The 23,040-nt window shown below is 41.2% G+C and carries 15 protein-coding genes; 1 reads left to right on the plus strand and 14 read right to left on the minus strand.

Annotated elements, in window-relative coordinates; genetic code table 11:
* From DXB58_RS06020 to DXB58_RS06060, 8 genes are all read right to left on the minus strand, one after another.
* Positions 1-347, minus strand: a 347-nt coding sequence (locus DXB58_RS06020; RefSeq protein WP_304650858.1) for a glycoside hydrolase family 3 N-terminal domain-containing protein, incomplete at its 3' end; no start/stop codon positions are given.
* Between the two features lie 16 nt (positions 348-363).
* A complete protein-coding gene (locus tag DXB58_RS06025) occupies positions 364-2,475 on the minus strand; it encodes a beta-galactosidase (RefSeq protein WP_122136220.1) in 2,112 nt (703 codons plus the stop codon).
* A gap of 135 nt (positions 2,476-2,610) precedes the next feature.
* Entirely contained in the window at positions 2,611-4,659 is a 2,049-nt protein-coding gene (locus tag DXB58_RS06030; RefSeq protein ID WP_122136221.1) for a DUF5125 domain-containing protein, read from the minus strand.
* 26 nt (positions 4,660-4,685) lie between these two features.
* Positions 4,686-5,684 (minus strand): family 43 glycosylhydrolase, encoded by a 999-nt coding sequence (locus DXB58_RS06035; RefSeq protein ID WP_122136318.1) that lies wholly within the window; start codon positions 5,682-5,684, stop codon positions 4,686-4,688.
* A gap of 31 nt (positions 5,685-5,715) precedes the next feature.
* Positions 5,716-7,371, minus strand: coding sequence for a RagB/SusD family nutrient uptake outer membrane protein (locus DXB58_RS06040; protein WP_122136222.1), 1,656 nt, complete (start codon positions 7,369-7,371; stop codon positions 5,716-5,718).
* A 10-nt stretch (positions 7,372-7,381) separates the two neighbouring features.
* On the minus strand, positions 7,382-10,747 hold the full coding sequence (locus tag DXB58_RS06045) for a SusC/RagA family TonB-linked outer membrane protein (protein ID WP_122136223.1): 3,366 nt from the start codon (positions 10,745-10,747) through the stop codon (positions 7,382-7,384).
* Positions 10,748-11,014: 267 nt separating this feature from the next.
* Positions 11,015-12,028 (minus strand): FecR family protein, encoded by a 1,014-nt coding sequence (locus DXB58_RS06055; RefSeq protein ID WP_122136224.1) that lies wholly within the window; start codon positions 12,026-12,028, stop codon positions 11,015-11,017.
* A 71-nt stretch (positions 12,029-12,099) separates the two neighbouring features.
* Entirely contained in the window at positions 12,100-12,690 is a 591-nt protein-coding gene (locus tag DXB58_RS06060; protein ID WP_004307060.1) for an RNA polymerase sigma-70 factor, read from the minus strand.
* Positions 12,691-12,867: 177 nt separating this feature from the next.
* Here DXB58_RS06060 and DXB58_RS06065 point away from each other — a divergent pair, with 177 nt between their 5' ends.
* On the plus strand, positions 12,868-14,382 hold the full coding sequence (locus DXB58_RS06065) for an SLC13 family permease (protein ID WP_122136225.1): 1,515 nt from the start codon (positions 12,868-12,870) through the stop codon (positions 14,380-14,382).
* Positions 14,383-14,622: 240 nt separating this feature from the next.
* Here DXB58_RS06065 and DXB58_RS06070 read toward each other — a convergent pair whose 3' ends face one another.
* The 6 genes from DXB58_RS06070 to DXB58_RS06095 all read right to left on the minus strand — a co-directional run bounded on the left by DXB58_RS06070 (position 14,623) and on the right by DXB58_RS06095 (position 22,937).
* On the minus strand, positions 14,623-18,648 hold the full coding sequence (locus DXB58_RS06070; protein WP_122136226.1) for a two-component regulator propeller domain-containing protein: 4,026 nt from the start codon (positions 18,646-18,648) through the stop codon (positions 14,623-14,625).
* Positions 18,649-18,990: 342 nt separating this feature from the next.
* Positions 18,991-19,194: a hypothetical protein gene (locus DXB58_RS06075; RefSeq protein WP_122136227.1), complete on the minus strand. Its 204-nt coding sequence runs from the start codon at positions 19,192-19,194 to the stop codon at positions 18,991-18,993.
* Between the two features lie 149 nt (positions 19,195-19,343).
* Entirely contained in the window at positions 19,344-20,021 is a 678-nt protein-coding gene (locus DXB58_RS06080) for a vitamin B12 dependent-methionine synthase activation domain-containing protein (RefSeq protein ID WP_122136228.1), read from the minus strand.
* 1 nt (position 20,022) lies between these two features.
* Positions 20,023-20,658, minus strand: coding sequence for a corrinoid protein (locus DXB58_RS06085; protein ID WP_122136229.1), 636 nt, complete (start codon positions 20,656-20,658; stop codon positions 20,023-20,025).
* 7 nt (positions 20,659-20,665) lie between these two features.
* Positions 20,666-21,679: a uroporphyrinogen decarboxylase family protein gene (locus DXB58_RS06090; RefSeq protein WP_122136230.1), complete on the minus strand. Its 1,014-nt coding sequence runs from the start codon at positions 21,677-21,679 to the stop codon at positions 20,666-20,668.
* Between the two features lies 1 nt (position 21,680).
* On the minus strand, positions 21,681-22,937 hold the full coding sequence (locus DXB58_RS06095; protein WP_122136231.1) for a uroporphyrinogen decarboxylase family protein: 1,257 nt from the start codon (positions 22,935-22,937) through the stop codon (positions 21,681-21,683).
* Positions 22,938-23,040 lie beyond the last annotated feature (103 nt).

Raw genomic sequence — 23,040 nt, forward strand, 5'->3', positions numbered from 1 at the left:
TAACCGTGGATAACGTCTGCACCTACAAGTAGAGGTATTTTCAACCGGCTTTCTTCTACCGCAAGGTGTTGCAGGGCATTAATTTTCTGGATCCCCTTGACATTGAAGAAGCCGCCTATTTCCTGTTTGCGAATCATATCGCTAAGTTCACCGTTCATCACCGAACCTGTCACGAGATCACCGCCCGAAGGCAGGTTCAGTTGTCCGAGTTTCTCACGAAGAGTCATCCGCTCCATTAAGTCGGTAATGAAACAGTCCATTTCCGCATCTTTCCCTCCCCCGGACGGTGAGCAGGCAAAGAGAGTAAGCCCGCAAAGGGCACAAGATATAAGATTTTTTATCTTCATTTTTCTTGTTATTGGGTTATTTATGCTTGTTGTCCGATTTTTCTTTCCACACCACTACTCCCGCAGGTTCAAGGCGTGCACTGCCAATCAGTACCTCCGCCTCATCGGGAATGACTATTTCCTGAATGTCCGACGTATAATTCAAGGCGATGTAAAAACCGTCACGCCATTCTTTCACTACTCCGTACGGCAAATCTTCGGTCGATACGCCTGCTTCTGTATATACACGACGTACCACCTCTTTTTCCAGTTTGCCGTCATCGGTATCCGTTCCGATATAAGTGACCGTTCCCTTACCCAGTTTGTGGTGTATCACGGAAGCGGCTCCTTTATAAAACTGGTCTGTATAGACAGCCCACACATCTGTTCCGGCAGCCGGTGTCAGTACGTCTCCCCAATTATTCCAGGCAAATTCCTTACCCTCGAAATCGATCTTTCCGTACAGATTGTGTGGCAGATGGTCATAATACAGGCTATTTATTCCGGCCAGTTGATGGATCGGAGCAGCCAAAGGAGCCTCCCACAGTTTGGCGTCACGGTCTTTCTGACCGGTACGGCAAGTCAGGATCAGATGTCCTCCCTTCTTCACATATTCAGTCCAACGTTCCACCAGCTTGTTGTCAAGCAACTGATAGGCAGGAGCTATCAGGAAAGGATAACCGGAAAAATCCTCTTTCTCCGAAATCACGTCTACGGGAGCTGCAAAAGATTTTAGCAGATTGTAATATTTATGCACGTGAGCCATCGTCCGCCATTGATCCGTCTGCCGCTGAAACTCCATTTCCCAATAATTACTCATATCGAAAAGTAAACCAATACGCCGGGAGGCCAGTTGACCGGGCATACGATTTTTCTTATCGTAGGCGGCACGCAGTTTTTTCATCTCCTGCGTAATGCGTACATATTCTTCACCGCCCGGAGAAAGAGTTACTCCATCAGTCATTATCATACCGTAATGATATTGCTCACTGCCTTTCAGAGGTTGACGGAAACGGTAATTGCATACGAATTTCCCACCACCTGCAAAGACGTGATACACCCACATACGGACGGCACCGGGTAAAGGTTGGGGGTTATACACTCCCCAGTTCACCTGCCCGGGTTGGAGTTCCATAACTCCAAAGGCTTTACCTACGCGATTACGGAACTGGTCGTTTGAGAAACCGAGATCTTCCGGAATACCCATCCGGAAACCCTGGCCGCCTATTCCCTGATTATGTCCGGTCACCAGATAGCGGGTGTAGGTCAGGAAATCCGGATGATCGATCCGTACCGGATCGACCGGATTGAAAATAGGTATCAGGTTGGTAGTGATCCATTGGTCTTTGTGGATATGCCGCCGGAGGATGTTTGCCTGCATATTGACAAAGCCTGCCAGTTCGTCCGCCATAAAGCGGTTCAAATCGAGCATGGCGTGAGGATTGGCCTTATCAGGTACTTCCTGCTGGTTGGGAAGGCGAACCTGCTCGAAGTTCTGATAGGTTTCACTCCAGAAAGAGGCACCCCAGGTATCATTCAGTTTGTCAATAGTGCCGTATTTCTTCTGTAACCAGATACGAAATTTGGCTTGTGCATTTTCACTGTAATCTACCACCCCGTAGTGTCCCGGTTCATTGTCAATCTGCCAGCCGATAACAGTAGGATTATTGCCATAATGTATTGCCAGGCGGGAAACGATATTTTCTACATAATGACGGTAGCGATCGCTACTCCAGGAAGCGTGCTGACGTCGTCCGTGTTGAATGGTCACTCCATTATCCCGTTGAATCAGTATGTCGGGATATTTTTTCGACAGCCAGACGGGAGGCGTGGGGGTAGGTGTACACATGATTACTTTCAGACCATACTTCTCCGCCAGAGAGACTGCACGATCCAGCCATTCAAAATGATATTCTCCCTCTTCCGGTTCCATCATAGCCCAGGCGAACTCTGCAAAATGGGTGAACTTGATGCCCATTTCCGACATTTTCTTCAAATCACGCTCCCATTGGGAGGAATCCCATTGCTCGGGATAATAGTAAGAGCCCAAAGCAAACAACTCTTCCGGAGGAAAAGACTTATCGACCGGAGACTGGGAAAAGGATGATAATGAAAACAATAAAGTTAAGACAAATAGGAAATTCTTCATGGATATTATTTTTAGAATCTATATGATAAGACATTTCTGAAAGAAAAAGCCACATTGCTATTTGTATAAAGAGGTCGTGTTTCGGTGAAACCCGGCCTCTTTATCTTATGTAACACTAATACCTATGTCAGACTATTATCTCTTTGTAAACGTACAGGTATTTGTATTCATATCCAGTTTGACATGATATATACCGGCTCTGAAATTATTTCCCGGTCCGAAGTTCTCTGTTTCCTTCCATTGATCTCCATCCCAATAACCGCCCCGGGCTATTAAATCACCTTCAGATACGATGGTCACATCAAACGAAGTAATTTCATTATTCCAACCTTTTCTTTTATAAAATCTGAACATGAAATCGTTGTTCAGAAGGAGGTTAGTTTCATATACACGATCTCCGGTCTTCACACAACAAATAAAGTCTTTTGGATTATCCCATCCCCAATTTCCAATGTCATCGGGAAGGAGTCCGCTGATTCTAGGATGGCCGAAGGCAGCTCCAGTTATCCATACTGTTTCCGGGAATTCCGTATCGGTCGTTTTCTCTACATATATAAGTTCTCTATCCTTATTATATGAAATCCGATACTTACCGTCCGGAGCGTTAAACTTATATTGTCCATTTTCATTCGTAAAGTATTCCGGTTGAAGCATATAGTCCAGATAACTAAATCCTTCGAAATCGACCATTTGTCCTTTCGTGAGGTTTAACTCTACAGCGATATAGCTTGGATTAGTAGATTGAGTCAGTTCCGTACCATTTATTTTATAAGATTCCGGTCCAAGTTGTCCTTCATCCACCTTATCAATAAACATACATATATTCTTATTCAAATCTATCCGGACACGATATACTCCCGGTGTGAAATCCGGTCCGGCTACAAAATCACCGGTAAAATGTCCGCCACCAGTGCCACCTGTTGCCGGATCACTGTAATACCATCCCTTACCCAATAAATTAACAGGTTGCGTATTGACAATAGTACTAGCCAGTTCACCTCCCCAAGGACGTTGTTTGTAGAATTTAAACTGGAAATCTTTAACCAGATAAAGAGTAGTTTCAAAAATATTGTCTGATACCTTCACACACTGGAATGCATCACTCGGCAAGTTGAAAGTCCATGCACCGACAGTCACCCGTCCGGCTTGAGGATGTCCGAAACTGGATCCGCAAACCCATAACCCATCCGGATAATTCACCGAGCGGTTTTCCAGATATGTCAGTTTGTTTATCGGATCATAATACAATTTATAGTTTCCGTCTACTCCTATAAATGTGGCTTTATCTTTTGTTATATTTTCAAAGAAATCCGGTTGAAGCATCTTTCTCACATCACCAAAATTGCTGAAAGTCACTTCATCACCTTTATGAAGTTCCAAAGCAATGCCCAGAAAAGATGAAGCCTCTTCTAATATACCCATTTCCTGACCGTTAACCAGGAAGGATTGTTCTTGAATATTCTCATCTTTCGCTTCAAAAGCACAAGTGTTATTGTTCAAATCGAGCGTGATAAGATAAACTCCGGGTTGGAACAGAGGTCCCGGAATAAAATCTCCTCCCGTCTTTCCGGCAACCAGGAAAGGGGTAGTTAGAGTGATATTATCTTCGGGAAGAGTAGTGATCTCATTGTCTCCTTCTCCCCAGCCTCTATGCTTGAAAAACTTAAATGAGAAGTTATTAGCCAGATAGAGAGTCAGTTGAAAAACATTGTCGGCACTTTTATAGCAATAAAGCACATTGTTGGGTCCGTCCATACTCCAGCCGCTTGTGGTAACCAGCCTCGCTTGAGGATGTCCCCAGTTGGCTCCGCAGAGCCATAATCCGTCCGGATAGGTCGCCCCGGCTTTTTCTATGTACAAAAGCTCATTAGCAGGATCATAAAGCACACTATAATCAGCCGTCTCTCCTTTGAAACGGGCCTTATTTTCAGACACATATTCAAAGTAATCCGGTGAAAGAATGGATTCTATTTCGTCAATCCCCGAAAACTCGACTTCCTGTCCTTTTTCCAGATGAAGCTTTTTTCCCTGAAAATTAGAGTAAATCTCTTCATCCAACACTTGACCTCCTACAGAAAGAGGAGAGGCAAGTTTCCATTCCGGCCATTGATCCCATTTCTGTACGTCATCACTGCAAGATGCCGTTAACAGCAACAGAAGAACCGTATATATATAATATTTCATAATGCAGTCATATTAAGATTATACATTTATTTTTTATATGCTTTCAGCAGAGCCTGATAAACTGTTTCGTTCACCTTTACGATGCAGCCGTGTCGTGCGCCGGGTCTGTCCGTACCATCCTTTACATTAGGTCCGGAGAAAGTACGTTCTTTCCATGGGCCGTTCATAGAGGTCGACTGAAACAAATGATACCCATAAGGTTTGGCTGCATAAGATTCCGCATAAATAAACCAACCGCTATGATTCGGCCGTTCGATAAAAATAGGTGCTTCACGCATCATATCATTCGGAGTGACAGGTGCTCCCGGATTAGTGTAGGGACCAGTCAGATTGGAAGAGGTGGCAATACGGACTGTTTTCCCTGTTTCCGGGGCAACAGCCGGATCGCGTTCGTCTTTCATAATCGCATAATAAACACCGTTTACTTTACGGATAATAGCATCGATAATAGCCATATTCTCATCCGTACCGGTAAAATTGAATAATTTCTGTGGTTCCGTATAGGTCTCGAAATCCTTTGTCAACACATAGAGAGTGCGCATACTGTCCCAATCGTCCTTATCCGGGTCGTTGCAGGCATGCCAGCTTATAATGTACTGTTCGCTATCCTTGTCATAAAACATTTTGGGTGCTCCCCAATAATAGGTAGTATAGAATCCCTGTGCATTGCTACGATTAAAAATCATTTCATTCAACTGGGTAGATGTCCATGTCACCAGATTTTCCGAACGCCACAAAGCCAACGGATTGACTGCAATCATATAGAAAGCTCCGTCATGTCCCTGACAAATATCAGGATGTCCAATGTAAGCGCTATTGATGATCCGGCCTTTATTCAGCGTTTCCCAATTGATGCCATCCCGGGAAACAGCATAATACAACTTTCCATAATTCGCATTAGTCATGTGAGCGAACAAATATCCGCCATCAGTTTCCACCGGAATTTCTTCTCTGCCTGTTTCTGCATCATCCGAACACGACCAACTCATTAAAGACAATAATAGACCAATTATATAGTAACTCATACGTTTCATATCTTTTATTCAGTTAATAGGTTTAATTTATACTTTGCTGCGCTTTGCTCTTATCCTCCGCCCAACCCGGACGTTCCCAAGTCTGCTTCAGCTCTTTTCCATAAGAAATGGCCTGTTCGACTGCATAGTTAGGAATCGGCATGTATTGATGCGTCGGCATTATGCCTTTTGCCTTATACATTTCTTGCGCGTATTTATTAAAGCGGATCAAGTCAATCTTTCGATTACCTTCATAGAAAAATTCATGTCCCCGCTCTATCAGAATAGCGTTTAAAAAAGCGTCTTTTGTATTGGTTGTCACACTCGGCAAGTCCGACAGCCCGGCTCTTTTTCTCACCTGATTCACCGCATTTATAGCAGCTACGGAAGGTACAGTTCCTGTTTTGCGCACTTCTGCCTCTGCATACATCAATAATACATCGGCCCATCTTGCCAAAGGAATATCGGTACCCTGGAAAGTAGTCATCGTCTCCTGCGGGAATTTATTTATAATATATCCGTTCCATCTCACTCCCAGATTATCTTTGTTGATAACGACACCATTCTTATCCTTATAACTGGTTACAATGGTCTTCAGACGACCGTCGTTGCTTTCGAAAGCATCGTAGTATTTTTTATCCATACTGAAAGCCTGGAGCCATCCGCCTCCCATTGGAAAAGGATCCCCTTTTGCCACATCAGAAGGTAAAGCCCACATCAGGAAAGGATTCGCATTTCCATGTTTCGGGTTACCATCGGCAGCCGGGCTACAGCTGACAGCCATAATCATTTCTTTATTGAATTTATTGGCATTCTTAAACAGGTCAACGTACGGAGTACTTCCGGTTTTAAACAAATCATATTTGCCCGTATTGAGTTCATTATACATATCAATCGCTCTCTGATAATAACCTTCCATGTGTTCACCCTCGTTCAGACAGTGTTTCATCAGACAGAAGCGGGCATAGTCACGCGTATAGCGTCCCAAATCCGGGGCTACTTCAGGAGCATTCTTTGCGGCAAATTCCAGATCATCCGTAATCCATTGAGTCATTTCATCCAAAGAAGGACGCACGGTATTCGACAACGCTTCCGGATCAATTACTTTTTCGGGATCCAGGATTACCGGTACGGGACCGTAAACATGCAACAGGAAGTACATCATTAATCCACGACACAAGCGTGCTTCTCCAAGTAAATTATTCTTCTTTTCTTCCGTAAGAGCAGTCAGGGGAGCTTTTTCCAACGTTCCAATCACTTCAGTCATACGGGTTACCTGGGCTGTTTTCGGGAAATGATTCAAGTTGCCACCGTCGTCTACATTTCCGCGCCAGTAATAAAAGCAATTACTATAATCTCCTTTACTAAGGCGTTCCCAGTCTGCACCTACTGTGGTAGCAGGCGCACATATATCAGAAGCAGAATCAAACATACGCACCGCTCCTCCAGACTGTATATGAATACCATGTTGCAAACCACCCGAACCCATATCATACGTCCAAACCGTAGTATAAGGCAGGTAGCAAACCATCATATAGGAAACATACTCCTGCTCTGTGGAAGGATATTCTCCCTGCAACAAAGCTCCGTAAATATAAGGATCAAAATTATTCTCACAACTACCGAATAAGAGTTGCAAGGAAACAAGCATCGGTAAAAAAAACTTCTTTTTCATACGACATAATTTGTTAGATTTCATAGCTTGAAGTTTAGAAGGTTAATTTTGCACCTATTGAATAAACTCTCATTTGAGGATATTGTCCTCCGGTCAGATTCGAAGAGGAAGTGTTGATTTCAGGGTCATATCCTTTGTATTTGGTAAAGGTCAAAGGATTCTGAAAGTCAACAAACACACGTATTCCTCTAATATATCCTTTAAATACGGATAATTCTTTGGGGCCCAGGTTATATCCCAGTGTGATGTTTCTCACACGTATATAAGAGGCATTTTCTCTTGTATAATCAAAGCCCAGATTTTCGGGTAAAGCCACTGATTTACTGATTGCAATACCCGGAAAATGTCCGTTCGTGTTTGTCTGGGTATTCCAGATGTTATAAGAATAGATACCCACATTGTGCGCATCCACTCCCCTGGAGAGATTTCCGGCATCTGCACTATAACTATATGCGTCATTCCATTTCTTTACACCTAGTTGTCCGTACATAAATATATCCAGATCAAAGTTTTTCCATGTAAACGTATTGCCAAAACCAAAATACAATTTAGGAAGCATGTTATCCATGTAAGAGTCATTCACGTCAATGATTCCATCACCGTTTTTATCTTCGACAATAGGATAACCCGGCATACAGGCGGCAGGTCCCAATGAACGTTGCGATTCGGGCATATTACTCTTATCCACATCGATAATACCGGTCGTTTTATAATAATAGAATGCATTCATCGGTTCATTTTTCCTTTTCTGATATTTCTGATAATCATAATTAGGCATACGTTCGATCCATACTGCATTGTAATGGGACATCGTAATTTGAGAGGTCCATTTAAAATCATGTGCCTGGAGATTCAATGAGTTCAGGCTTACATCTACTCCGGTACGTTTATAATGCCCTCCATTGATAGGACGTGTTCCGTGCATTCCCAATAATTCTGTCGGTGCTGTTCCCAACAAATGGGTTACGTCGTTACGGAATACATCTACACTACCCCAGATTCGATCTCTAAAAATAGAAAAATCCAATCCGATATTTTTCATGACTGTCTTTTGCCAGGTGACATCTTCATAGTTAGCGCCGGACAATATGTAGGGAATGTAAGTTACCGAATTATTATTGAATTGAACATCCTCGCGGGTTGTCGTTACAATACCGTATAGTGTTGTACCCAGGTTATCGCTACCAGTTTCACCGTAACTGGCTCTTAATTTCAACATATTAATCCAGGAGATATTCTTTATAAATGATTCTTCGTTCATCTTCCATGCAAGAGAAACAGATGGAAAGAGAGCGTATTTCTTACTGGGAAAGAATTTATCCGTACCGTCACGACGCAATGAAGCGGATACTACATAACGTCCGAATAAGTCGAAACTTCCTCTGACAAACTGTGATCTCTTTTCATTCTTATATTTATAGGAAGTCGGATAGAAAGGACCGTCTGCCATACCTACGCTACTTCCCTGTATATGGTCATTGGCATTTTCATAAGATATATCCGAACCATCGCCACTATCAAGATAACGTCCCATACCGGCCATCAAATTCATATCCAATAACTCTCCAAATTTATGTTGGAATGTTAATGTACCTTCGAGAGTGCTTTGCTGCCTTTTTCCATATCCTAAGTTTCCTCTGGATTTACGTTGCAATGCGTAGTAAATATCAGAAGGAATGTAAGAATCACGAGAAGTATTTTCCTTGTTCAAGCCATATAATACTTTGGCTGAAAGCATATTCTTGATAATATCGACATCCAGTGAGAAGTTCATGTAGTAACCATTTTGCTCGGATTTGTCATTAATATCTTGCATGGAAACGGGATTAGGCGTCCGGCTGAATACATTATATTGTCCTTCGGCATCGTACACGGGAAGATAAGAGGGATAGAAAATTGCTCCGAAAAGTGCTCCGGCTCCCTGATCTCTTAAGTTTCCGACATCTCCGCCGACAGTAGAGTTCGTGTAATTATTCTGATTCAAGTTGACAATTGTTGTCAGTTTCAGGAAATTAGTCAGCTGGGATGTGATGTTTGTACGCAGGGAGTATCGCTCCATATCCGAATTATAAACGGTAGCGTCTTCTTTATAGTAGTTAACGCCCAGATAGTATTTAAACTTTTCCGAACCACCGCTAATCGTCAGATTATGATTGGTCACTGCACCTGTTTTCAGTACCTTGTCCAGCCAATCCGTAGTCGGGGCATTGGCTATTTGTGTCGGTGTAAAGATAGGTGTCCATTTATCGTCATAAGCGGCGTTTCCATAAGGATACTGACCTTTGTCATATAAATAATTCTCTTTACTGAACACATTCACCATGTTCATCAGTTCGGGTCCGCTCAATACATCCAGGTAAGGATAATGTTTTTGCACGGAATAGCTTCCTTCATACACGATGGTCGGTTTTCCCTCTTTTCCTTTTTTGGTTGTCACCAGAATAACACCATCCGCTGCTCCGATACCATAAATTGCTGCAGAAGCATCCTTCAGGATTTCAATGGATTCAATATCATTGGGGTTTAATCCGGCCAGTCCGGCACGATTGACGGAAGAAGGAAGTGACGTACTTCCCGTGCCGACTTCAAAAGAGCCGCTAGGCATAACTACTCCATCCACCACATAAATCGGTGTACCACCTCCACGAATGGAGATATTAATACCTCCTCCCGGCTGGGGACTGGCAACGGTTGCCTGCAAACCGGCAGCACGTCCCAGCAACATTCCGGAGATATTGCTAGTAGCCGCTTTGGATATTTTTTCTGTTTTTACGGTAGCGATAGAAGTAGTCAGGTTTTTACGGGAGGTTGTACCATACCCCACCACTACCACCTCGTCCAATATTTGCTGATTTTCAGCCAAGGTGACAGATAAAGATACCCGGTCGCCCACCTTTACTTCCTGTGTCTGATAACCGATATAGGAGACTTCCAATACAGCTCCCGGTGACACTTCCAGAGAGAAGTTAGCATCCAAATCAGATGCGGTTCCGTTGGTTGTTCCTTTTTCCTTGATGGTAGCACCGATGATCGGTTCACCGTTGGCATCGTTCACTGTACCTGTGACTTTACGCTTTTTAGTGTCTTTAGAGGTATTCTGCCGCGCTTGCCCTTTTTGGACAATAATATTCTTGCCCTTTACCTCATAAACAACTTCTTGCCCGTACAATATCTGATCGATAGCTTCATTCAATTGTTTTGCCTTTACACTTACAATCTTCCTGGTATCCAGGTCTCCCACTTTATAAACGAAAGAATATCCGCTTTTATTCTTCAATTGCGTCATTGCTTCTTTCACTGAAACATTATTCATTTTCAATGAAACGGCCTGGGCTAGCATTGCTATGTTAAGGCAAAAGAGAGCCACGACCATTAATATGGCCTTCTTCCTGTAATTCATAAAATAAACAAATTATTTAATTAAAACTTGAATAACTCGTTTTAAAAGAGATGTATTTTGCTAACTTTGCATAATCTCTTTTGAAAACATGCTCACGTTTGAAAGTTGTTGAAGAAGAGATTCAGGAGCCGGAAGATGTTCGAGATCTTCCGGTTTTTATTTTTCTCTCCTTATCATTCACTAAAGACTATTCAGTATTATTTCCTTTACTCATATTCTTCAATTATAAGGTTAAACAATCATAGTATTATAATCTCTGGTAACCGGTTAATAGATAGTTATATTGCGCTCTTCAATTTTATATTGCATTTTCTCTGTAGATGCCAACGCATCCAACACTTCCTGAATACTTTGTTCCCGACGGACGAAGTTTCCGTAGAACCGGAATTTATTTAATGAATCATTAGTTATGTGGATATTCACATTGTAGCTACGTTCCAGTTCTTTCACGATGTCCGGCAAAAGTTCTTCATCAAAAAACAAATAGCCGCCTGTCCATTGCGAAGCATTGGAGGCTGTGACTGTTTCTACTGTCATCAGTCCGTTCGTTTTGTTTAATATCGCTCTTTCGTCAGGGGCAAGAACTGCTTCTTTCTCTTTTTTCAGTAAATTATTCAGTTCTACTTTTCCTTCCAATAAAGATACTACGACTTCATGATCTTCCGGATAATCACGGAAATTAAATTTAGTTCCCAGTACCTGCAATTGCAAATCTTTAGTCTTTACAAAGAAAGGAAGTTTCTCATTCCGTTGGACTTCAAAATATCCCTCGCCTTCTAATTCTACTTCACGGTTATCTACTCCGAAGCCTTGTGAGTAGGTCATTCGTGAACCGGCATTCAACCAAACCAATGTACCATCAGGCAAATAAAGTTTCGTTCTTGATCCTAAAGGAGCCTCTACGGATATATCTGCAAAAGTGTCTTTTACATTCACTCCTCCCTGCCAATATGAGAAGCATCCTACTGCAAGTATGACTGCGATAATCGCGGCATAACGCCACAACGCCGACAAACGGAATTCCTGGCGAGGAGCTTTCTCCACTTGTTTCCGGCTCCCGATACGATTCTTAAAGGTATCGAATGCCTTGTCTTTATTGTATTTCGACGCGGCTTCACGGCTCACGGCAGAGAACCAGACTTCCCGTTGCTGAATAAAATAATCCTCATTTTCAGGTGATGCAGCTATCCATGCTTTCAGTTCGGCTAAAGCATTTTTGTCCAAACCTTCGGTCAGATAGGTTGCAATCAATTCATCAATATGTTTCTTTTCTTCTTCCATTTTTCTGCGTTCTATAAAGGAGACAGTAGATTTTTAATTGAGGGTAGTCTAAAAATGACTTTTTTTCGTTTTTACCCGAAAAAAAATAAAAGTAGAGTAATCAGATATTTACTTAGATTCGTTTGTAAAGATGCTAATGCATTCTTTATATGATACTTAACCGTATTGACAGAGATGCCTAACTCTTGAGAAATTTCTTCGTATGATTTTCCTTCAAAACGGCTTTTATCGAACACGCGGCGACATTCGTTCGGCAATTTATCAATGGCTTTATATATTTCCTCTTCCAGTTCACGCTCCAGCAATGTCCCCAACGGATGCGAATCGGATATCGTCATTTTATCGTCTGTGATCTCATCAGGCATTAGAGATGAAAACGCAATCTCGCGCTTTTCCCATTCTGAATTAAGATAGTTGATACAACGATTACGGACGGCTCTCAACAAATAGCTACGGATGGAAACGGAAATCTCCAGCGTTTCACGAATCTCCCATAAATGAAAAATAGTATCTCCGACGATGGTTTCCGCGAGGAATTGATCTTTTACATAGCCATTCGCGACATGACACAACAGGGCATAGTGACGGTCATAGATGTATTGATAGGCATCTTCATTGCCTGTCTTCAACTGCTCCACTATTAAAGTTTCAGTATGCTCCATGGATGTATTAGTCAAGTTAATGGCACAAATTTAGAGAATTTGTCCTAATTAACCTAATATCTATATTAATATCTCCAAAGACACTTTGACTAGAAAAAAATTATCTTCGAATAACTATATATGGAATAAAAAGTTATTTTTGCACCGTTTTTTTTAATTTTATCTTAACCTAATATTATGTACAAAATTTTTCATGGTTTCCATTTAGTGGAAGCTTATCAAGATTTAAAAAAAGCCAAACGGTTGGCAAAAAACCGGACAGTAACCCGATGCATAAAGTTAACCGTAGCTATTACTCTCTCTCTTATTTTATGGTTCCTCCCTATTGGCACATTTGGAATAGAAGGATTAACCGTCATAGAACAAAGACTTATTTCCATCTTTATTTTTGCCACACTGATGTGGGTATTCGAAGCTATCCCTGCGTGGACAACCTCCGTATTGATTGTTGTATTACTATTACTTACCGTTTCTGACAGTAGCTTATGGTTCCTCACGCAAAATATTTCAGCTGATGAGTTAGGCCAGACAGTCAAATATAAGTCCATTATGCACTGCTTTGCCGATCCTATCATTATGCTATTTATAGGTGGGTTCATACTTGCCATCGCAGCAACCAAAAGCGGACTGGACGTATTGTTGGCACGTGTCATGCTGCGACCTTTCGGAACACAGTCACGCTATGTATTATTAGGATTCATTCTCGTTACGGCTGCCTTTTCAATGTTCCTTAGCAATACAGCTACAGCTGCCATGATGCTCACTTTCCTTACTCCTGTATTAAAAGCACTGCCAGCAGACGGTAAAGGGAAAATAGGGCTGGCCATGGCTATTCCTGTAGCGGCCAATGTAGGCGGTATGGGAACTCCTATCGGTACACCACCTAACGCCATTGCTTTAAAATACCTGAATGATCCGGAAGGGCTAAACCTGAACATCGGTTTTGGAGAGTGGATGAGTTTTATGTTGCCTTATACCATTATTGTATTGTTTATTGCGTGGTTTATTCTCTTAAGACTATTCCCTTTTAAACAAAAAAATATTGAATTACAAATCGAAGGTGAAGCCAAAAAAGATTGGCGTTCCATTGTGGTTTATATCACTTTCGCTATCACTGTTGTCCTATGGATGTTTGACAAAGTGACAGGAGTGAATTCCAATGTAGTAGCCATGATTCCGGTAGCCGTATTCTGTATAACAGGAGTTATCACCAAACGTGACCTGGAAGAAATCAGTTGGAGTGTACTCTGGATGGTAGCTGGTGGATTCGCACTAGGTGTTGCCTTACAGGAAACAGGACTAGCCAAACATATGATTGAAGCTATCCCCTTCAACACATGGCCTCCTGCACTAATGATTGTCGGCTCCGGACTGATTTGTTATGCCATGGCAAATTTCATCTCACATACGGCTACTGCGGCATTGCTAGTCCCTATTCTTGCTATTGCGGGAAGCAGTATGCGTGAAAACCTATTTTCATTAGGTGGAGTCGAAACTTTATTGATCGGGGTAGCAATCGGGTCATCATTAGCAATGATATTGCCCATCAGTACTCCTCCCAACGCACTGGCACATGCTACAGGTATGATTCAACAAAAGGATATGGAAAAAGTCGGTATCATTATGGGAATTATCGGACTAATATTGGGATATACCATGTTGATTATACTTGGCTCCAACAATTTGCTATAAATAATTTCTTTTCCATAAAGATAAGCCCTGCAAGAAAAAACATTCTTACAGGGCTTTTTGATTAGTCAGTCTCATTTCGAAAATTGGAAAGTATCTTTCTCGACATTATTATTCGTTGTTCAAAATATTTGCGGACTTCTTCCCACTGATAATATGGGAAACGAGATGTTGCCACCGGATCTGTTTCTATTTACAGAACATAACAACCAGAAATAAAATAATGTTTATTCACCTCACATACTATTCTATGTTTACCGAATTGGTTGCCGAAGAAACGACATCTTTTCCCGACTCTGCATACTTGCTTGGACTTACATCATAATATTTTTTAAATACTTCGCGGAAGTATTTCACATCCGAAAATCCAACAATATCAGCAACCTCCGTTACTGTATGTTCGCCCTGTTTCAACAACTGTGCAGCATGTTGCAAACGTATCATCCGGATATAATCAGCCGGGGCATAACCGGTCAATGCCTTTAATTTATTGTAGAAACTCGTACGACTCATATGATGCTGACTGCTAAGTATATCCACAGTAAAGTCCAGATCTCCCATGTTCTTCTCTATACATTCTTTAACTGAAGCTATAAACTTCCAATCCAAAGTATTAGAACAATTGGCTGGTAAATGCTTTTCTTCATCTTCAATACTATTATAAGCTTGACGAAGCAATGCACGATTCGCAAGTATGTTTTTAACGGTAACCTTGAATATTCCCACACTAAAAGGTTTGGTGATATAAGCATCCGCTCCGATTTCCAGTCCTCCAAGCATATTTTTCTCATCCCCTAGTGCGGTTAGCAAAATGACTGGAATATGAGACATTTCAATATCCCTCTTTATAGTTGAACATAGTTCATCCCCACTCATCTCGGGCATCATTATATCGGATATGACAAGATCCGGATTGAATTCCCGTATAATGACAAGTGCATCTTTTCCATTAGAACAAGACTGAACGTTATAACTCACAGCAAGCATATCAAAAAGATAATTGCGCAAATCATCATTATCTTCCACTACCAAAACACGTTGCGAAGAGCTGTTCATCTGTGGCGATTTCATGACCGGCAAATTCGGAGCTTCACCCAACATGGTAGCTTCCGGACATTCATCCACCTCTTTAGGGGAAATGAATTTAGCTTTATGGAAATGCTTATTTCCTTTCGGAAAAGTTATCCGAACACAAGTACCCTGTTGTTCAGTACTTTGGATCTGAATCTTTCCCTTATGCAACCGAACCAGTTTATACACTAACATAAGCCCAATTCCACTACCCGTTACTTTCAGATTGACAACATTGCTACCTCTAAAATAGTTCTTGAACAATTTCTTCTGTTCACATGAAGGAATACCAATTCCTGTATCTTTTACTTCAATGTTCCAAGTAGCTCCTTCCTCATAAACACAAATACACACACTACCATTTTCTGGCGTGTACTTTAACGAATTTGACAAAATATTTTTCAGAATAGAACTCATCTTGTCACTATCAAACCACACATTCAGATAGTCGAAATTGCTTTCGTAAACAAATCTAACATGTTTCATTTCGGCATATTTGCGGAAAGTGGCGCAAACATCATTCATATAGGAGTTCAGCTCATACTCAGAGACATAAAGGGTAGAAGAGTAAATGTCTATCCGTTCAAAGTTTATCAGGTTGGTTGTCAGTTGAAGTAATGTATTCACATTCCTAAGAGCCATACTTATATGGGGTAATGCTTTATCAGTCACCATATGATTCTCTACAACCTCCTCCAACGGTGCTTTTATCAATGTAAGCGGTGTACGTATGTCATGAGCTGTATTAATAAAAAAACGTGTTTTCTCATCCGAAATCTTCTTTTGTTTGTGCAACATGACAATACGGAATATGATAATCATAACCAACAGCAACAGGATTGCATATCCCACCATGGCCCACATGCTGGCCCATACTGGAGGCGTAATAATGATCTGGATGCTCCTCGTTTCATAAGTCTTATATTTCTCTTCATTGGATATGGCACGAATTTGTAACGTATAGCTACCGGGAGGCAAATTCCTGACAAGAATTCGATTATCATAGCTCGGACGACTCCATTCTTTATGATAACCGTCAATTTTCCATGAATAAAGAATATTGGAAGGATAATCATAATTAATAGAAGCTACATCAAGAGAGAACGTGTTTTGTCCGTAAGCTAATTCCAATCGATCAGTTTCGTCAATATCCTGCTTCAAAGGAGATCCATCGTCACCCGGATAAACAGGATGATAAGCTATCATAAAATCACGTAACAACAGACGCGAATAATGTGGTTCTGGTATCTGTATGTCCGTCGGGAACCTGATAGCGCCGTCATTCCCACCAAAAACAAGGGTACTATTACTGTAAGCTGTGGCAGAACCTGCATTAAAATTGACACTCATCAGGCCCTGCTCCCGCGTCCAGTTACGAAAGGAGTGTTCCTCGGGTGAATAAATTGTAATACCGTTCTCCGTCCCCATCAAGAAGCTGTTGTCCTGACGTGGAAGAATCGTATAAATATTATCGGAAATCAGCGCACAATTGTCAGTTCGGTACTGATGCACAAATTTCCCTTTATCGATATCATAAACAAGAAGTCCAGCTCCGCGAGTACCAATATACAAAATACCGTCTTCTCTCTGATATAATGCACATATATAAAGAGATTCAATGGGCAGGTCAATATACTGATAAATTCCAGATTGCTTATCAAGCTGATAGAGTCCCATCCTCGTACCAATCCACATCTGCCGGGCATCTTTCTCCAGAATAGTGGTGACAGAACTTACCCCCGGATACAAACGCACGCTTTTACTCTCCAGATTGATTCGTTTCAAATGATAATACCCGCCGGACCATATATCACCGCTTGAATCCTTTTTAATATCAAAAATATATTGGTCGGGACGTATTCCTGCAATAGAAGCAGGAGAAAGATAACTGATTTTAAACCCTTTCTTTTCTATCTTATAAATATTGGAGGTAAAACCACCGGCCCATATCACACCGGGAGAAACCTCACAAAGTGCTAAAAAGATGTGATTCCCATCTTCCAATATCGGATCAAAAGAACTTAAAAAAGAACGCCATTCTTTTGTTTTAGTCTGATAGAGACTAATGCCATTACTGGTTGCGAACCAAAGATCACCGTCACTATCCTCCATCACGTCATGTACTTGATCGTTCACCAAAGACCGGTTGTTACCGAGGGAATGTTTTATCAGGTCGTAACTCTGATAACGATTATTACGGATTGTGATACCGGTGGGGTAATTAGCAAGCCAAATACGTTCTTCTTCATCCACATAAATATCATTGATATTGTTTCCATTCATCCCATTATAGCTACTATAATCAGCCGTTATATAAGGCTCACTCATAGCCGTATTCACATCCAGTTTGTATACTCCTTTTCCACCTGTGGCTACCAGGAGTTCATGAGCGTTCAAAGCTACAATTTGGTTAACCTCTACATTATTGGGGGATTGGCAGGGGATGATTTTTCCTGTTCCAACCATGTCATATATAAGTATTCCCTCTTTGTAGGTTCCCACAAACAGCTGTTGTGAAACGGCATGATAATAAAGCTCATGTACAGGTGCAGCAATACTTTTCACAACCTCATCAGAAACCAGCTTCAGTTCTTCCCCTTCTACTCTAACACGAAACAAACCGCTTCCCGTACCGATAAAAAACTGGTTACTATCCGTCTGTTCAATGGCAGTTATTTCCTCATGAACCGGTATTGCCAAATGTAGAATTTTTCCTGTACGGATATTATACCAAGTAAGGGTGTCTTTATAACATAGCCAGATATGGTCATTCTTATCCAAATAACCGTAATTAAGAAACGCCTGTGACTTATTTCTAATCAGCTCCGGATGTACATATGTCAGTTCGAATTTATCATGTTTCGAATCATACTTGAAAATCCGTCCTTTTTGTCCAATCACCCATAAGCCATCCCTTCTATCCATATAGAGCCAACTCAAGGCAATCCGCGAATCCAGCTTCATGCTATCGTCTGAAAAGGTGTAATGCTTGATATGTTTACCATCATAACGGTCTACCCCTTCCTGGGTCAAAAACCACATATACCCTCTTCGGTCTTTCTGGATATAGTATATTTTCTGATTGTTCAAACCATCTTCAAGTCCTATGTACTTATAGATCTGTCCCTTGCTTACAGTAACATTAATGAAAAGGAATATAAACAACAAAAGCCTTCTCATTTTCACAAAACAATTCATGTCTTCACAAATATTCAAAAAACTCTCTGCAAAAATATGAAAAAATTAATAAAAACGCAATATGATAAATGTATTCATATTTCAACTAACAATTAAAAATAAATCCCATGTATCCAAGTTAAGTCTGTTGAGTATTGTAAAGAAGAGCCTGAAATCTCTGTAGATTTCAATATTTTAAAGTTTCCAAAACACACAAAAGAATAGAAATGAAATCAAAGTCAACGTGTCACCGGGATTGTGATAGAAAGCACAGTTTGTTATGAACTGGTTTTCTGTAGACATCTGCATCCATATCCCAGTTTAAACTGTCCGTTCTTCATGTAATCTTCTTTTCCAGACGCGCTATCTTACAGCAAGAGTACACATTGTCAGGTAAGCGAAGAGCAACACCCAAAAGCATGCGAGGATAATACGCAGGACAACACCACCCTTATAAGTGGACAACAATGGACTGACATCAAGCTCGTCAACAATTTGATTCACAAGGCTGACCGGAGTATCCGAAGAAATATTTTCGTCAAGACGGGAAGGAAATCTGGAATTCATACCCCAGAAGCCTCCTTAAGTTGTATATTTGCACAATCGATGAACATGTCCCAAGATAAACTTTTTAGAGCGAATAAAAAATCGAGAGTACCCTTTTGAAGTACCCTCGTTCTTTTCACCATTCTATTGATAACGAAGAGTCTTATTATTCATGCTTTTCTCTTAGTTTTTCTCATGAAACAGTTTTTCATCCTGCAAATGTGACAACTATAAACTTTTGTAGTCACTCCCTCTCCAATACCTATAAACCCACTGATTGATTTTATGGGATGCATCAAGCACGAATCTGATAATCTAACATCACAGACTCCCAGGGGGAGAAGTGAAAACAGTTTTTTCTGTTCCTCTACACTCCATCCGCAATACCCCGGACTAAAACGGTTGGTATGATTATTATCTCCAATATCTTCTTTTAACACTCTTTCCATATAGTCTCCTGTACTTTCTACCAGGCATGTACCTATGGAATAAAGAATAAACAAAGAAACAGGATCGTCTTCCGCTTTCATCTCATTAACCAGATTCTCATATTCCTGCCCTGCAGTTGCAACAAAAACAGCAATCTGCTTTGATTTCCTTAATGAACGTGCTATAACCTTTCCAGTCTCAAAAATAGTATTTTGAATGCGAACTTTATCAGATAGTATCTCGCAATCGAAAATTTGATAATAGAAATGTAGTGTAATGGCCTTTCTAACACGCTTCCAGATACTATTGACAAGTTCATTCACCGAATGATCCGGCACATTCCCGCCATATCCCATAGCTTCATATATTCCTTCGACAGAAAACTGGAGAGAAGAGCAAGAAATAACAGTATCGTCCATCTTAAGATGCCAATAGATTCCTAGCCAATATAACGGCAGAATTAGCGTTATCACTATACCCGTCCGCACCTATCTGTCTCGCAAATTCGGGCGTTGTGGGAGCGCCACCAATCATTACCTTTACTCTTCCGCGCATTCCTGATTCGTTCAACGCAGCAATGACTTCACGCATATAATTCATTGTAGTAGTCAGCAGGGCGGACATACAAAGAATATCAGCATGATGTTCACACACTGCATCGACAAATTTCTTAGCGGAAACATCTGTTCCCAAGTTGATTACCTCAAACCCGCATCCTTCAAACATAGATGCTACAAGATTTTTACCGATGTCATGTAAGTCACCTTTTACAGTTCCAATAATTATTTTACCGATAGGCTGACTATGATTATTAGCTAATTGCGGTTTTAATAACTCTAAAGAGCCTTTCATAGCACGTGCAGCCATTAATAATTCCGGCACAAAAGCCTTACCAGCTTCAAAACGACTACCAATCTCTTCCATAGCTTTGACCATATATTCGTTGATTACATATTGCGGATCAACGTTCTCTTCTATCGCTTCTTTCGTAATTGCTACTGCAACAGGTAGCTTTCCTGTAAGAATTGCAGTATATAAATCATTTAAGTTCGCCATACTGATATTAGTTTTTCTTGTTATATTCATTAAGTGCATCGTAGAATGATTCGATATTCTCGGCAGGTACTTCCGGTGGAATATCACAGCCGGAAGAAAGCACGAAATTGTCATACTCCCTGGTCTCTTCCAGCAAGTTTAAAGTTGCTTCCCTTATTTCTTCTGCTGTTCCCATCTTGAACACACCGACCGGATCCAGATTCCCCATGACCAATACATCGGACGGACATTCACGGAGTGCGTCTGTCATATTTATCTTATTACCAAAATGATAAGATGCAGCTCCCGTTTCCAACATTGCTTTTGTACAATGTCCACCATTGCCGCAATTATGTAAAACTACGGAGAATGTTTCATCCTGAACCTTGTCTACAATCTTTTTTATATATACAGACGAATACCTGGAGCAGTCATCATTCGACAGTAATCCGGATGCCGGTTCGGCCATGATTACTCCGTTTACTCCTACCGATTTTAACGCCAGACAGTAGGATGTGATGAATTCTGCACATTTAGTTAAAAGCAATTCCACCGTTTCGGGCTCGGTATAGATAGCTATCATGATTTCCGTCATATCAAACAAACGTCCCGCTAATGAATAAGGACCGATACAGCCGGCAAATACCGGTCTGTCTTTTACATATTCTGCAGTCAGTTCGTTAGCTTTAAGATATTCGGTAATACGTCCTTTTCCCAAGTCTGGTATCTCCAACGTCTTGACTGATTCATAATCAGTCACCAGCCTGCAAGTCACGGAAGGTACTTCATTTTCAGGAAACGTAATCGACGCCCCAAAAGCTTCTGCTTCTACGGTCAGGTCCATTATAACAGTGGTTGCCGCTGATGGATATCGATCATAAAGGGCTTTGATTGCTTCAAAGTGTATCTTGCCATTGGTCACAGCTTCATATACGCTTTTACCTGTCAGTTCGATACCCGGATGTGTCATGATAGGAATTGCCATCCTCTCCTTACTTTGGATAACTTGACTTATCCAACTTTTCATATTGATCTGACTCATTCTATTTGTTTCTTATGGTTTTTAAAGCATCAATCATAGCTACGACATTCTCTATAGGCACATTTGCCTGTATGTTATGAACGGTATTGAACACAAATCCGCCATTCTTACCCAGTATTTCACATTGTTTCAATACATGAGTATGGATTTCTTCCGGTGTGCCGAAAGGCAGCACTTTTTGAGTGTCAATACCTCCACCCCAGAAAGTAATTTGATCGCCAAAATTTTCTTTCAAGCGAACCGGGTCCATATCTTTCGCATTAATCTGAACAGGGTTGATTATATCGAATCCCGCATCAATAATCCCCGGCAGGATAGGGAGAATCGCTCCGCATGAGTGTTTAAACACTTTCCAGGTAGTATTTTGGTGTATCCAGTCGTTCATCCGTTTATAATGTGGAAGCCATAGTTCACGAAAGGTATCCGGTGAACAGAATTGTGATTCTTGTGAACCGAAATCTGTGCCACATGTAAACACAACATCTACTTTGTCGCCCACCGCTTGCCATAATTTCTTGTAATTCTCAATAGCAATATCAATTTGCTTTTCAAAAACCTGATGAATATAGTCCTGACGCATCATCGTTGACATGTACCACTCCGCAACACTGCGTATACCTTTAGGATCCTTCAATCCCATCCCCGGCACAAAGGCTACATCCCCCAAGGCAGTTCCTCCAAAACTCGCCACGACAGCTCTTCCTGTTGCAGCACGCTTTTCTATATCCTGTTTCAAAAAGTCCAAATCTTCATCTGTAATATAGCCGAACTCTTCAAGATTATCTTCCGGATTCAGGTTATCATCATCAATCGTTTTTTGCCGTTCTATGGCATTCACGAAGTAACATCCGTCAGGCATCACAGCACTAGGAGGACAGGAACAGTCGCCTTCTGCATAGATGTATATATCACCTTCTTCATCCGGTGTCAGGTTGATGTCTCGGGCAATCAATATGGTTTGTCCCCAAGGGGTGACTTGTTCGTGCAAACACGTCTCATCAATATCGAAGATGTTTTTGCGTCCCCATGCACCGATAGTATCTATACCAATGAGATCCAGTAGATCGTCGTCTACCTCGCCTAACATCTGGAAGGGATCGATAATTCTGACCGGTCGCCTTTCAAGACCATAATATTCACGCAGTTTTTCCACTATTATACAATGGAGTCCTGTGACGGTTGTAGCCCCGAAATCCAGCGCTATCCTATCCGCGTCTTTGTGTGACAATACTGTTTGTAATCTTTCTCTTGAAGTCATGTTTTCTAATATTAAATTCCTTTTTGCAAAGATAGTCGGGATAAAAAACAAAAAAAATGGAGTAAAGTGGCATAAAAGATAGATTATTATCGCTTACTTTACG

This window comes from Bacteroides sp. OM05-10AA (genome assembly GCF_003439055.1).
In the GTDB taxonomy this organism is placed as follows: Bacteria; Bacteroidota; Bacteroidia; order Bacteroidales; family Bacteroidaceae; genus Bacteroides; species Bacteroides intestinigallinarum.